12 protein-coding genes, 8 tRNA genes and 1 rRNA gene are annotated in these 13,002 nt (G+C 46.1%); 18 read left to right on the top strand and 3 right to left on the bottom strand.

Annotation, left to right across the window (positions count from 1 at the left end; genetic code table 11):
• The 9 genes from AC58UX_RS25375 to AC58UX_RS25335 form a co-directional block, all read left to right on the top strand.
• Window positions 1-101: ribosomal RNA gene (locus AC58UX_RS25375) — 23S ribosomal RNA — on the top strand; the annotation flags it as partial.
• A gap of 78 nt (window positions 102-179) precedes the next feature.
• A tRNA-Ser gene (locus AC58UX_RS25370) sits at window positions 180-271 on the top strand.
• Window positions 272-298: 27 nt separating this feature from the next.
• Window positions 299-375, top strand: a tRNA-Met gene (locus AC58UX_RS25365).
• Between the two features lie 19 nt (window positions 376-394).
• Window positions 395-470, top strand: a tRNA-Val gene (locus tag AC58UX_RS25360).
• A gap of 7 nt (window positions 471-477) precedes the next feature.
• Window positions 478-553: transfer RNA gene (locus tag AC58UX_RS25355), tRNA-Thr, on the top strand.
• Between the two features lie 28 nt (window positions 554-581).
• A tRNA-Asp gene (locus tag AC58UX_RS25350) sits at window positions 582-658 on the top strand.
• 43 nt (window positions 659-701) lie between these two features.
• Window positions 702-774 (top strand) — tRNA-Phe (locus AC58UX_RS25345).
• Between the two features lie 44 nt (window positions 775-818).
• Window positions 819-900: transfer RNA gene (locus tag AC58UX_RS25340), tRNA-Tyr, on the top strand.
• Between the two features lie 10 nt (window positions 901-910).
• Window positions 911-983 (top strand) — tRNA-Lys (locus AC58UX_RS25335).
• A gap of 91 nt (window positions 984-1,074) precedes the next feature.
• On the opposite strand, the gene AC58UX_RS25330 is transcribed toward AC58UX_RS25335, so the two are convergent.
• The 3 genes from AC58UX_RS25330 to AC58UX_RS25320 are packed head-to-tail and all read right to left on the bottom strand — an operon-like array spanning window position 1,075 to window position 3,578.
• Window positions 1,075-1,374, bottom strand: a complete 300-nt coding sequence (locus AC58UX_RS25330) for an MTH1187 family thiamine-binding protein (RefSeq protein ID WP_497257886.1) — start codon at window positions 1,372-1,374, stop codon at window positions 1,075-1,077.
• Window positions 1,375-1,422: 48 nt separating this feature from the next.
• Window positions 1,423-2,985: a GMC family oxidoreductase gene (locus AC58UX_RS25325; RefSeq protein WP_497257884.1), complete on the bottom strand. Its 1,563-nt coding sequence runs from the start codon at window positions 2,983-2,985 to the stop codon at window positions 1,423-1,425.
• Window positions 2,982-3,578: a gluconate 2-dehydrogenase subunit 3 family protein gene (locus AC58UX_RS25320; RefSeq protein WP_497257882.1), complete on the bottom strand. Its 597-nt coding sequence runs from the start codon at window positions 3,576-3,578 to the stop codon at window positions 2,982-2,984. The genes AC58UX_RS25325 and AC58UX_RS25320 overlap by 4 nt, the downstream gene beginning before the upstream one ends.
• A 223-nt stretch (window positions 3,579-3,801) precedes the next feature.
• On the opposite strand from AC58UX_RS25320, the gene AC58UX_RS25315 reads away from it, so the two are divergent.
• The 9 genes from AC58UX_RS25315 to AC58UX_RS25275 all read left to right on the top strand — a co-directional run bounded on the left by AC58UX_RS25315 (window position 3,802) and on the right by AC58UX_RS25275 (window position 12,967).
• Complete coding sequence (locus AC58UX_RS25315) at window positions 3,802-4,653, top strand: C40 family peptidase (protein WP_497257880.1); 852 nt, start codon at window positions 3,802-3,804, stop codon at window positions 4,651-4,653.
• A 133-nt stretch (window positions 4,654-4,786) separates the two neighbouring features.
• Entirely contained in the window at window positions 4,787-5,902 is a 1,116-nt protein-coding gene (locus tag AC58UX_RS25310) for a PucR family transcriptional regulator (RefSeq protein ID WP_497257878.1), read from the top strand.
• 113 nt (window positions 5,903-6,015) lie between these two features.
• On the top strand, window positions 6,016-7,146 hold the full coding sequence (locus AC58UX_RS25305; protein ID WP_497257876.1) for an ABC transporter ATP-binding protein: 1,131 nt from the start codon (window positions 6,016-6,018) through the stop codon (window positions 7,144-7,146).
• A gap of 160 nt (window positions 7,147-7,306) precedes the next feature.
• A complete protein-coding gene (gene hprK, locus AC58UX_RS25300; protein WP_477593196.1) occupies window positions 7,307-8,248 on the top strand; it encodes an HPr(Ser) kinase/phosphatase in 942 nt (313 codons plus the stop codon).
• A gap of 43 nt (window positions 8,249-8,291) precedes the next feature.
• Complete coding sequence (lgt, locus tag AC58UX_RS25295; RefSeq protein ID WP_497257874.1) at window positions 8,292-9,266, top strand: prolipoprotein diacylglyceryl transferase; 975 nt, start codon at window positions 8,292-8,294, stop codon at window positions 9,264-9,266.
• Entirely contained in the window at window positions 9,244-9,903 is a 660-nt protein-coding gene (ppaX, locus tag AC58UX_RS25290; RefSeq protein ID WP_497257872.1) for a pyrophosphatase PpaX, read from the top strand. Before lgt ends, ppaX begins: the two co-directional genes overlap by 23 nt.
• Window positions 9,900-10,388, top strand: coding sequence for an acyltransferase (locus AC58UX_RS25285; RefSeq protein WP_497257870.1), 489 nt, complete (start codon window positions 9,900-9,902; stop codon window positions 10,386-10,388). Before ppaX ends, AC58UX_RS25285 begins: the two co-directional genes overlap by 4 nt.
• Before the next feature lie 162 nt (window positions 10,389-10,550).
• A complete protein-coding gene (locus tag AC58UX_RS25280; RefSeq protein WP_497257869.1) occupies window positions 10,551-11,528 on the top strand; it encodes a peptidoglycan-binding domain-containing protein in 978 nt (325 codons plus the stop codon).
• A 254-nt stretch (window positions 11,529-11,782) separates the two neighbouring features.
• A complete protein-coding gene (locus AC58UX_RS25275; RefSeq protein WP_497257867.1) occupies window positions 11,783-12,967 on the top strand; it encodes an ATP phosphoribosyltransferase regulatory subunit in 1,185 nt (394 codons plus the stop codon).
• Window positions 12,968-13,002 lie beyond the last annotated feature (35 nt).

Raw genomic sequence — 13,002 nt, 5'->3', positions numbered from 1 at the left:
GTATGTAAGACCCCTTGTAGACGACGAGGTTGATAGGTTCGAGGTGGAAGTGCGGTAACGTATGCAGCTGACGAATACTAATCGGTCGAGGGCTTAACCAAATTCCTAAGAGAAATACTTACGTTGAGTTTCGTATCTAGTTTTCAGGGAATACTATTCCTGAATCGTATATATATCTTGGAGAGATACCCAAGTGGCTATAAGGGGACCCTCTGCTAAGGGGTTAGACTGCGTAAGTGGTGCGAGGGTTCGAATCCCTCTCTCTCCGCCAGTTCCAAATATATATACACTTTTATGTGGCGGCGTAGCTCAGCTGGCTAGAGCGTACGGTTCATACCCGTAAGGTCGGGGGTTCGAGCCCCTCTGCCGCTACCATAAAACCAAAACACCAGATGGAGGCTTAGCTCAGCTGGGAGAGCATCTGCCTTACAAGCAGAGGGTCGGCGGTTCGATCCCGTCAGCCTCCACCATCTTTATGCCGTTGTAGCTCAACTGGTAGAGCAACTGACTTGTAATCAGTAGGTTGGGGGTTCAAGTCCTCTCGACGGCACCATTTTTATGGTTTAACCTTTTTGTAGCATGGAGCTGTGGTGTAGTGGCCTAACATGCCTGCCTGTCACGCAGGAGACCGCGGGTTCGAATCCCGTCAGCTCCGCCATTTCTTTAACAATTAATGTTGGACATGCTATAAATAATCATTTGGCTTTGTAGCTCAGTCGGTAGAGCAGAGGACTGAAAATCCTCGTGTCGGCGGTTCGATTCCGTCCAAAGCCATTGAGATGGTTGTATTGCTTTGGCAGTACGGGTATCTCGTATCTGGAGGCTTAGTGAAGTGGCTAAACACGGCAGACTGTAAATCTGCTCTCTTCGAGTTCGGTGGTTCGAATCCATCAGCCTCCATTTTCCCTACGAGTCATTAGCTCAGTTGGTAGAGCACCTGACTTTTAATCAGGGTGTCGTAGGTTCGAATCCTACATGACTCACTTTTATAAGCAAACGTACAAGACCGAGAGGTCTTTTTTTGTTTCTATATATAAAGAAAAAGCATCCTACAACAGGATGCTTTTTTGCTGTTCAGAGTTTGTCTGCGACAGACTGCATTTTTTGTTCCATGGAGGCGGGCTTGTCGCGGCGATCATCGATCTTAATGGACGTGGATACGCGCGCAGCGCCATTCAAGAAGGGAACCTCGTGGACACCACGGATGACCTCGAATAAACGATCTAGGGGACCTTCCAGGATGGTACCCATGGGTGTCATTTGAAAACGGATGTCGGCATGACGTTCCAATTCTTTATGGAGATCAGCGACATAGCTGCTCAGGCTCGTTGTTGCTGTTCCGATAGGGATAATTGTGAATTCTGCAATAGCCATTTGGTTCACGGGCTCCTTCCATTCATATGCTTCTGTTAAGAATATCAATCAGGAGCTTGCAAGGTCAATAATGTAATCGGCTGTACGCGCGGCTAGCGCCATTATGGTAAGCGTGGGATTACTTCCGCTGGAGGTGACAAATAGGCTGGCATCACAGATGAACAGGTTCGGTATATCATGACTCTGACCGTAAGAATTAACTACGGATGTCGTGGGGTTATTCCCCATTCGGCATCCACCCATCAGATGTTGTGTATCGGGAACGACATAAGCAATCTTGCCACCGGCAGCGCGAAGAATGAGCTTCATATTTTCAACGGCATGATCAAGGAGTTTCAGATCGTTATCCCCATAATTGAAGGTCAATGAAGCCAATGGCATGCCATACTGATCTTTTTCCTCCGAAAGTGCAACGTGATTATGCCAAGCCGGCAGGACCTCTCCTACCATTTTAAGACGACCATAGAAATTGTACTCCTGCATAGCATGTCTAAAGGACGAACCCCATAAAGGAGCCTCTGTGGCCTTACTGATCCCTTCGGCCATCTCAATCGGCCTGGAGCCGTGAGCGTGCAAGGTATAGCCGCGGACAAAGCCTCTGCGTGGATCTGTTTCATAGAAATCCTGGGTAGTAGCCAGTACAGGCGTTCCTTTATACAATCGGACTTCCTCTTCGAACTTGGCGTAAACGTCGTTGCTGCTATGCGTCATAATCGATCTGCCTACCCAACCGCTGGAATTGGCTAAGCCATCAGGAAATTGCGGTGTGGCGGAATGAAGCAGCAGGCGAGTCGTTTCAACAACATGGGCACATATAATGACGGTTTTAGCTCGTTGACGATAAGTAATGCCATCATGGACAAATAGAACCCCGCAGGCGTGTCCATATTCATTTACTTCGATTTGAGTGACTCTGCACGCTGGGAGTATCTCTGCGCCTGCTTGAACCGCTTTAGGAACATGTACGATTAAGGTGCTGAATTTCGCGTTAGTCATGCATCCCTGAAGGCAGAAACCGCGGTTCGTACAAGCTGAGCGCCCTTCTAACGGGGAAGAAAGGATCGCTAAAGGTGTCGTAGCAGATTGAATACCAAGCGACTTACAGCCTTTGTGAAATAACTGCGCATTGGGACTGAGGGCATCAAGGGCTGGGAAGGGATATGGACCTTGAAAGTTTCCCCAAGGGAAATGCTTCGGGCCAGATACGGAGATTTCTTTTTCGATTCTCGTGTAGTAGGGCTCCAAGTCTTTGTAATGAATGGGCCAATCTTCGCCAACGCCATCTATGGCCTTTGTTTTGAAATCAGATTCATGAAAACGTAGAAAAACACCTGTAAAGTTCTGGGTGCCACCACCAACCCCCATGCCGGATTGATGCTTACCAGTAACGAAGGGCTGGACAGCGTCAACAAGGCGTGTATCCTGCCAAGCTAAGCTTTTCATACTTAGTTCATCACTTGCAAAATCCTTCTCAGGATCACGCCAAGGCCCTGCATCCAAGACGACCACGCCGAGCCCAGCTTCGCTAAGCTCTTTGGCTAGAACCCCTCCTGCGGCACCTGCGCCTACGATGACAATGTCCACCGTTTCATTTTCATAGCGCCACTTCATGATTGTTTCGCAGCCTCCCAGGATTCCAATTGGCCAGGGCTGTTAAGCGTATATCCGCGAGGATAGGCAGGTCCTCCGAAACCAATTTCGGACCAAACCAAGGGATGTGCGTAGTAAGCTTCTACACTTAGCTGAAGCAGCTTTTGAAATAAGACTTTTGGAGGTATGCCATCCCAGCTCTTCGTTGTTGGATAGCTGTTGTCACCGATTTGGAGCATAATGTTCCGTTGGTTCGTTTCATCTAATTGAAAGAAAGGCTGACTGTTCGCGAGCCATCCCGTTTCATCAATCGCCTTTAGACCCTGACGTATAAGCACGCGAATTGGAGGTATGCCTACCTTGCGGTGGCCCTCACCTTTATTGTCCGATAATACTTGATCAATATGGTTAATGACATATTGAATGATTTCTCCGCGATGATCGTCCATAAGCAGCGAACACCACGCCCGAAGGGTTTCGGCCTCAACGAATGTTAAATAACCGTAAGCATGCTCACGAACGAGTCGAGCGTTCACAATGGATCTGGTGTGTGTATCCCACGCTTGGCTTTCTTCCATGACATCATAGGTTGGATAATGATTATGATCTTTCATGCTTATCACCTCTACTACAATTATTTCCAAATCCTCAAAGAATATGAGGCTGGAAACGAAACTCTCAGAGGAATGAAACAATTGGCATCATTGCCAATGTCATGGTTGATAGGAAATATTTTAGGAATGAAAGTCTTTTCATTACCATGGTAATCTTGTACTAGCAACTGCGAAGTTTTCCATTTTACCCAATACACCTAGAACCCACTCAGGAGGAAATACCATGATAAAGAGTCTTGTACACCGTACCCTAGGAATTACTGCTGCGATCACAATCGCATTATCAGCTACAACGGCTGTTTCTGCCTATGCTGCAAATGATGATATGGATGCCGTTTCTTTGGCTAAAAAAATGGTTGGCGTAGATTACTCCAAAAGTGATGAAACACCATCTGCAGGGTTTGATTCATCAGGACTAATTTATTACGTTTATGAAACGTTAAATTATAACGTACCTAGAACGCTAGCAGGTCAATTCGCTATGAAAGCGACGAAAATCACGAAAATAGATAAAGCTGAGCCAGGTGACGTCTTGTTCTTTGGCAGTGGTTCGAAGCCAACGTTTGCTGGGATCTATGTGGGCCAAGGGAAAATGGTCATGGCATCCCAGAGCAAAGACGAAGTCGTCACTCGCAATGTAAGTGACCTTAAGAGCAGCTTTATCGGCGGAAGAAGCATTCTTTCCTCTAAGGATCGCTTGAAAGCTGAGTTAATCCTAACGGCTCAAAAATATCTTGGAACGCCATATGTGTTCGGTGCAAAGTACGGTCAAACGAAGACAATGGATTGCTCTTCTTTTACGAAAACAGTGTTTAATGCATACGGCATTACGTTGCCGCGTGTTTCCCGTGATCAAGCTAAGGAAGGCGTTTTTGTTAGCAAAAGCAATTTGCAAACGGGCGATTTGGTGTTCTTTACAACGCCTGATTCCGGTAAAAAGATTGGACATGTCGGTATTTATGTTGGCAATGGCATGATGATTCATACGTATGGTGAAGGCGGCGTCAAATTCACTTCGATTAATAAAGAATGGTGGGCGGATCACTACGTAACAGCTCGCCGCGTAATCAAATAGTACTTATTCATGTGGACCCTCTTGTCATTTATGACAGGAGGGTTTCTTATACGATTCACAGGAGTGGGCCTATATATGGTACAATAGAGAGATAGATATAGAAGATGCTATAGGTAATAAGGAGTGAAGGCAGATGATTTGGGAGCATGTTAAGGAGCGATTGGAAGCGGTTTTACAGTCGCCAGTACAGATAAGCCTGATACCTGAGTCCGATTGGCACCAGCTTGTGGAGGATCAGAGAGAGCGTCAGGAAGGATTCAGTCGAAGTGTTAATCGAGGCCAAGAGGTTCTTTTCTTTGTTTCTCAAGAGCATAGAGAGGTTCGTGTCCTGCAAGTTGATGGGAGTAAGCTGTCTGCATCAGAACGCAAGCTAGTTGAACTCACGATTGAATCCAAACAAACGTTGGAAAAAAAGCAATTCGGTTCCTATCTGTCGGAAGATGAAAGGAAGTCGAACCAGTTAAGAGAATGGCTGCTGCTTCAAATGGAACGCGGTACGAGCCATGCTGAGTTGCCGGATGCGCTTGCTTCGCAATCATCGCTGTATTCCACTAAAATTCCTTTATTGTTGTATGGCGACTATCCGCAGAACCAACGGGTTTCTTACACAGAGCTCAAGAAGCTGTTGGAATCGTTTTTTGAAGCGGAAATTATTCTTATTCCTTTGCTAGAGAAGGAGTGGCTGATTTTAGCCCCTGAAGTTCTTATTACCAGCGGCAGCGAAGAGCGAGATGGAGACGAGGAAGAGAGTGTTGAGCAGACACTAGATGCCTTAGGCTCAGGTTTGTATGAAATGCTGGCGAATGAATGGGTTGGCGAATGCCATTTAGCCATTGATTACCCTATGAAGCCTGCGAAGTCTATGTTAGCCACTGTGCTCAAGCTACGCGAGACGATCATGTTGGGCCGATCCTTCCACGTAGGCAGCTTTATTCATCTGCGTTGGGAACTGCGTCTTGAGAAGCTGCTGCATCTCATTGAGGAAGAAGAGAAGACGGAATTTCTCGAGCAGGTGCTCCGCGGCACAGATCATGTTTTGGATAGTGAGACAGTAACGACGCTGGAGCATTTCTTTACATTAGACTGTAATGTCAGTGAAACAGCGAAGAAGCTATATATTCATCGGAACACGCTGCTTTATCGGTTGGATAAGTTCAAGAACGAGACGGGACTGGATGTTAGAACGTTTAATCATGCAGTTTTGGTACGTCTGGCCTTGCTATTGTACAAAGTAACGAAAAGAAAGTGATTTTTTTGTAGGGATTGTGCATAGTCAGTCCGTCGATCGTAGGGTAAGATGTGTATATAGAAATGTTGATGAGAAAAAGCATTTGAATGATAATTTGTAGGGGGAATGAAATCATGGCAGGCGTACGTTTAAATCATATCGTTAAAAGATATTCTGGTGCAGAAGAATCAACAGTTAAAGATTTCCATCTTGAAGTTGCTGACAAAGAGTTCGTAGTACTTGTTGGTGCATCCGGTTGCGGAAAATCCACAACTCTTCGTATGATCGCAGGTTTAGAGGAAATCACTGAAGGTGAACTTTACATCGGAGACCGCCTTGTAAATGACGTAGCTCCAAAAGATCGCGATATCGCGATGGTATTCCAATCCTACGCTCTTTATCCGCATATGACTGTTTATCAAAACATGGCATTCGGATTGAAACTTCGTAAATTTAAAAAAGCTGATATCGATGCTCGCGTTCGCGAAGCAGCGAAAATTCTAGATATCGTTCACTTGCTTGATCGTAAGCCAAAAGCACTTTCTGGTGGTCAACGTCAACGTGTTGCCTTGGGTCGTGCGATTGTTCGTGAGCCACAAGTATTCTTAATGGATGAGCCGCTTTCCAACTTGGATGCGAAACTTCGTGTACAAATGCGTGCGGAAATCACAAAACTTACAAAACGTCTTGGTGTTACGACAATCTACGTAACGCATGACCAAATCGAAGCTATGACAATGGGCGATCGTATCGTTGTTATGGACAAAGGTATCATTCAACAAGCTGCTACACCAGAAGAAATCTACAACTTCCCAGTTAATATGTTCGTTGCAGGCTTCATTGGATCCCCATCCATGAACTTCATGTCCGGAACATTGGCTTCCGAAGGTGGCGGTGTATTCTTCAAAGCAGGTTCAGTAAATGTTGAAGTACCAGCTGGTAAAGCACAAGTTCTTAAAGACAAAGGCTTCGTTGGTAAAGAAGTGATTCTGGGAGTTCGTCCAGAAGATATTCACGAAGAGCCAGTATTCTTGGAAGCTTCCCCGAACACAGTATTCAACGTTAACGTTGAATTGACTGAGAACTTGGGTCACGAAATGTACTTGTACTTGAACGGTATCGGCGCTAACACAGTAATCGCTCGTGTTGACGGTCGTTCCGGAATCAAAGAAGGTACAAACGTTAAATTAGCACTAGACATGAACAAAGTTCATTTCTTCGATAAAGAAACAACACTTTCCATTTTGGTTAATCCAAACCTATAGGATTGTACTGAAAGGCCAGCCGTTATCGGCTGGTCTTTTTGTATATGAACACAGTAGTTGATTTCAATTAGGTATTCTATTACGATGAAACTATTGGAAGCCCGTGTTTTACACGACAGATCATCATGGTACATAAGCAAAATTCGAAGGAGTTAAGATAATGGCCAAAAAAGTAAAGGTTTCCGAAATGATGGAACAGCTACATATGGAAGTGTTAGCAGGAGAAGGCGGGTTGAAGCGTCCGATTACAACGGGGGATTTGTATCGTCCTGGGCTTGAGATGGCTGGATATTTCAATTACCATCCCAAAGAGCGTATTCAGATGTTGGGGAAAACAGAAATTACGTTTATCGAAATGCTGACGACCGGCGTCCGGAGAAATCGCGTAGAACAACTATGCGCGCCAGAGGAAACACCTTGCATTATTGTAACTCGTGGGCTGGAAGTCCCTGTTGAATTGCTTGAAGAGGCGACAAAGCGTGACTTGCCGGTTCTGAGAACGCAGCTTTCGACGACGATTTTTGCAAGCCGCTTAACAGGCTTTCTCGAAAATAAGCTTGCTCCTAGCACAACCATCCATGGTGTCCTTGTCGATGTGTACGGGGTCGGTATGTTGATTACGGGAAGCAGCGGGATCGGGAAAAGTGAAACGGCGCTGGAGCTTGTGAAAAGAGGACACCGTCTAATCGCAGATGATGCCGTTGAAATTAGGCAAAATGGAGATAAAGTACTCACAGGTAATGCTCCTGAGCTAATTCGCCATTTGCTTGAGATCCGCGGCGTAGGTATCATTAACGTGATGACGTTGTTCGGTGCGGGTGCAATCCGTAATGTGAAGAAGATTTCCGTTGTTGTTAAATTGGAAAATTGGCAGCAAGAGAAGCAGTATGATCGTCTAGGCTTGGATGAGGAATTAACGCGGATTATCGATACCGATTTGCCACTCGTTACGATTCCTGTACGACCAGGGCGAAACTTGGCAGTCATTGTCGAAGTTGCAGCGATGAATTATCGCTTAAAGCGTATGGGCTACAACGCGGCTCTTCAATTTACGAATAAATTGACGGAATCGTTGAATGAAGATTTTGAGGATTTTGATTAATAGTAGGATTTAGGATTAGCCCAGAAAATGAAGGAGTGGAACTATGTTAGAAAGTGTTGCATTTTCCTTAGGACCGATTCATGTCCGATGGTATGGCATTATTTTAGGAACAGCTGCATTGATCGGTTTAATGTTGGCGATTAGAGAAGGAAAGCGATTCAAAATCGTCCCAGACTTCTTCATGGATTTATTGTTAATTGGTGTGCCATCTGCCATTATTGGTGCGAGAATTTACTACGTTGCCTTCCAGTGGGCTGATTATAAAGATAATTTATGGGAAATATTCATGATATGGCACGGTGGGATTGCGATATATGGCGCACTGATCGGTGCGATTATCGGTACTTCCTTCTATATTCGGGCTAAAGGATACAACTTTTTCCGAATTGCGGATATTCTTGCACCGGGTTTGATTGTCGGACAAGCGATCGGTCGTTGGGGCAATTTTATGAATCAGGAAGCTCACGGGGGGCCGGTAGAGGAGTCGTTTTTGAGAGACAGCCTGCACTTGCCGAATTTTATCGTGAATCAAATGAACATTGAAGGCACGTTCTACCATCCAGCTTTTCTATATGAATCGATCTGGAGTTTTGTTGGGCTGCTACTATTATTCTGGCTTCGTCGTAGACCGTTCTTAAGAGCGGGCGAGCTATTCCTAAGTTATTTCATCTGGTATTCGATCGGTCGTTTCTTCATTGAGGGGATTCGGACAGACAGCTTGGACATCACGGGGCCGGCTTGGTTAGCTTCTTTGATGAATGCGCTATGGTCACCTATGAAAATCGTGTTTGAACCAGGCGTGCTGACGTATGGAGGAAATATTCGTTTCTCCCAACTGCTTGCGTTGCTGATTGTCATTGGGGCTGTGGTTATGATCATCTTTAGAAGGAAAAAAGGTTACGCTAACGCGCGGTACGCGGATCCCATTGTATCCACGCTAGCGATCGAGAAAAACAAAGTTGTCAAAGAGGATGAGACAGATAAAGGAGTTAACTATGATTCAAACGGTACTATTTGATTTGGATGGGACGATTGTAGATACGAATGAGCTGATTGTGCAATCGTTCCTGCATAGCTTGGAAGGCGAAACGTCGGAGCCTGTTACTCGGGAGCTCATTATTCCCAATATGGGGCGTCCTTTAGTGGAGCAAATGGAGTTTTTTACTGGGCGGAAAGAAGTTGAAGCGCTCATTACGAAGTACCGCACGTTCAACTTAGCTAAACATGATGAGCTTGTGAGAGAATTCCCGAACGTACGTACGGTAATGGAGAAGCTGCATAAGCATGGCATTAAGATCGGCATTGTTACGAGTAAAATCAGACAGACGACCTTGATGGGTCTCAAATTATGCGGTTTGGATGCTTATGTAAGTGTAATTGTGACGGTTGATGATGTTAAAGAAGCTAAACCGAGTCCTGAGGGGATCATCGCGGCGCTGAAAGAGCTAGGCAGTTCGGCTGAAGAAGCAATGATGGTTGGTGATAGCCATTATGATATTGAAGCTGCCCATAATGCAGGTGTAACCTCTGTAGGTGTTGCTTGGTCCTGGAAAGGGCGCTCCTATTTGGAGCAATACAAACCAGACCATATTGTGAACGATATGTTTGACCTGCTGCCGCTAGTTGGGATCTCGTCGGATGTGAAGGCTGATTGAGACAAACGGAGAAGTACCCTGTAGAGGGTCCGAACGCCTTGTGGCAAATCTACCAGACGGTGAGTAAGTGGAAGGCGATGCGGAATTTCGTTTGGATTCAAATCACGAGATATTCGCCGTCTTTGCGCTTGAAAAACTGGATTTATCGTCGTGCTCTTGGCATGACGGTTGGAGAGCACTCTGCTTTTGCCTTGATGGTGATGGTGGATGTGTTTTTTCCAGAGAGGATTTATATTGGCAGCAATACGATTATCGGCTATAACACGACAATATTAGCGCATGAGTACTTAACGAAAGAATATCGACTTGGTGATGTCCGTATTGGATCGCATGTCATGGTCGGGGCTAATTCAACAATTCTGCCAGGTGTGACGATTGGGGATTACGCGATTATTGGCGCAGGCTCCGTTGTTCATAAGGATGTGGCGCCGCACAGCTTTGTGGCAGGCAATCCTTTGCAGGTTATTCGTTCAGGAAGTGCCTAGTAGGATAAAAGAAAAAGATGGATTCAACGTCAATGTGATGTTGGGTCCATCTTTTTTGTTGTGTAGATAAAACAGAATCTAAAGAAAACGACTAATAAAAATGGCAATTAGGGAATAGTAAAAACGCAGTAAAATCATAGGTAAAGGGAAGGTGTCGGTTAAGTGCAGCAATGGAATCGTAGTAAAATCGCAGATGTGAAAAAAGGTAACTTTGGAAGGTCTATAGGAAAGCGAGCAGGAGCGATTGTACTAGCGCTCATGCTGCTGTTAGCTTTGCCAACAACAAGTTTGGCTGTTGGTAAACCAGCTCAAGGACCGGATGTGTATGTAATCCAAGGTATGCTGAAATCCCTAGGCAGCTACTCGGGTGAGATTAACGGTTACTACGATGACGCGACTGTTCAAGGTGTGAAGTATTTTCAGAAAAAACATGGGCTGCCGGTAACCGGCGCCGTAGATAAGAGTACGCTAGAATCGATTACGTATGGGTATTTAAAGCTTAAGGGTGTTGGCCAAGGCCGCGGCGGCGGAAAAGGTGGAGGCAGAGGTAAAGGGTCAGGCGGAGGCCAAGGCGGTGGCATCATCGGTGGCGGTGAAGGCCAAGGCGGTGGCACTGGCGGAGGCCAAGGTCAAGGTGGCGGCGGTGGCACTGGCGGAGGCCAAGGTCAAGGTGGCGGCCAAGGCGGCGGTGGCACAGGTGGAGGTCAAGGCCAAGGTGGCGGTAAAGGCATTGGCGGAGGCAAAGGCCAAGGCCAAGAAGGTGGTCAAGGACAGGGTCAAGGACCAAGTGGCGGTCAAACTCCAGCACCAAACGGTGGAGTTAAACCAGCGCCTAACGGTGGTCCAACGCCAGGACCAAACGGTGGAGCAACACCAGCGCCAAACGGCAATGGTAACGGACTAAATGGACAAAAACCAGGGCCGAATGGAAATGGGAATGGTTATAACGGTAATGGTAACGGAAATGGATTTAACGGAAACGGAAATGGCAAAGGAAATGGCAACGGGAATGGAATAAATGGTAATGGCGGCAACGGCAACGGTCTAAATGGAAATGGAAACGGTAATGGTAATGGTTTGAATGGTAGTCAAGCCCCGAATGGCGGCAAAACACCAAATGGACAAGTAGAGGAAGATTAGTATATCCAAAGAGGCATGCTGCCGTGACAGCATGTCTCTTTTTCTTCACAAATACAGTTGACGTCGTATGGGTGAATATGCCATTCTTAAAGCGCCGAACAGGGCGAAGATGGATTGACGGTCAATAGGATACGTGTTAAAATAGCCGTACATTCTTTATTTTGGTAGTATGGTAGCACGTTAACGTACTAAAGTAACTCGAACGCTATATATGAAAACAATAGATTTTACTCCTATTTTATTGAGGTGAGACGGTGTCGAAGCCAAAAGTATTTGAAAAGCCGTTAGGCGCGAAAGACTATTTGCCTGATGCGGTGACGAAACTCAGAAATATAGAATTCCGTGTATTGGCCTGTATGGGACGCTGGGGTTACAACCAGATAATTACACCTACACTTGAATATTACGATACAGTTGGGGTTGCTAGCTCAACAGAAGATAAGAAACTGTTTAAGCTCTTAGATCGCAAGGGGAAAACACTCGTCCTACGTTCTGAACTGACAGCACCGATTGCGCGTGTGGCTTCTTCCCTTTTAAAGGAACAGGCGTTTCCGCTCCGTTTATCTTATCACTCGAATGTTTTCCGTTCGATTGAAGAGGAAGCGGGCAGAGATTCAGAGTTTTATCAGACAGGTGTCGAACTGATCGGGGACGCTTCATCTGAGGCTGATGCTGAAGTTGTGGCGCTAGCGATTGCCTCGCTTCAGGCTGCTGGCGTTGAAAAGTTTAAGATCGCGCTTGGTCATGTTGGATTCCTGAACGGACTATTCCAAGAAACATTGGATGGACGCACAGATGCTCAGCTTTCCTTGAAAGAGCATTTGCTCAGCCGTGATTACGTCGGGTACCGCGAAGCCATTAAGGCATTATCCTTGTCGCCTGACGTTGAGCGTGAGCTTAACGGTGTGCTAAGACTTCGTGGCGGCGACGAAATCTGCGAGCAAGCTCGTATGGTGTCCCAGCATCCAATCGCACAGGACGCGATTCGTCATCTATGCGAAGTGTGGGATGTTCTGAAAGCCTATGGGGTTAGTGAGCATGTAGTAATTGACTTAACGATGATTGGAGATTTCTCCTACTATACAGGTATGACGTTCGAAGGTTACGCCGCTGAGTTGGGCTTCCCGGTATGTAGCGGAGGCCGCTACGATAATTTATTGAGTCAATTTGGGCGTCCTGCGCCAGCAACAGGGTTTGCACTTAAAACGAATCGCATCCTTGAAGTAACAGGCAAGGAGCAGGTGAATCAACCGAAACGTGTGCTCATTGCCTACGACGCGGAGCATCGCGAGGAAGCGCTCCAACTGGCGAAGGAAATACGGAGCAAAGATGAAATGAATGAGGCGCGTGTGGTTATTACACAGCTTGTAACGAATGATCAGGCCACTGCTCAATCTGCAACGGGATATGATCAAGTAATTAAGTTGATTACGGAATAACCTCTCAGCGAGATGAGGGAAGTTTGGAGGAGGTT

Source organism: Paenibacillus sp. J22P90 (assembly GCF_059692195.1).
This window is presented reverse-complemented; position numbering and strand designations above follow the sequence as displayed.

Excerpts from the sequence above, each read along its gene's own strand:
- AC58UX_RS25330 (WP_497257886.1), bottom strand. The coding sequence starts at position 1,374 with ATGGCTATTGCAGAATTCACAATTATCCCTATCGGAACAGCAACAACG.
- AC58UX_RS25325 (WP_497257884.1), bottom strand. The coding sequence starts at position 2,985 with ATGAAGTGGCGCTATGAAAATGAAACGGTGGACATTGTCATCGTAGGC.
- AC58UX_RS25320 (WP_497257882.1), bottom strand. The coding sequence starts at position 3,578 with ATGAAAGATCATAATCATTATCCAACCTATGATGTCATGGAAGAAAGC.
- AC58UX_RS25315 (WP_497257880.1), top strand. The coding sequence starts at position 3,802 with ATGATAAAGAGTCTTGTACACCGTACCCTAGGAATTACTGCTGCGATC.
- AC58UX_RS25310 (WP_497257878.1), top strand. The coding sequence starts at position 4,787 with ATGATTTGGGAGCATGTTAAGGAGCGATTGGAAGCGGTTTTACAGTCG.
- AC58UX_RS25305 (WP_497257876.1), top strand. The coding sequence starts at position 6,016 with ATGGCAGGCGTACGTTTAAATCATATCGTTAAAAGATATTCTGGTGCA.
- hprK (WP_477593196.1), top strand. The coding sequence starts at position 7,307 with ATGGCCAAAAAAGTAAAGGTTTCCGAAATGATGGAACAGCTACATATG.
- lgt (WP_497257874.1), top strand. The coding sequence starts at position 8,292 with ATGTTAGAAAGTGTTGCATTTTCCTTAGGACCGATTCATGTCCGATGG.
- ppaX (WP_497257872.1), top strand. The coding sequence starts at position 9,244 with ATGATTCAAACGGTACTATTTGATTTGGATGGGACGATTGTAGATACG.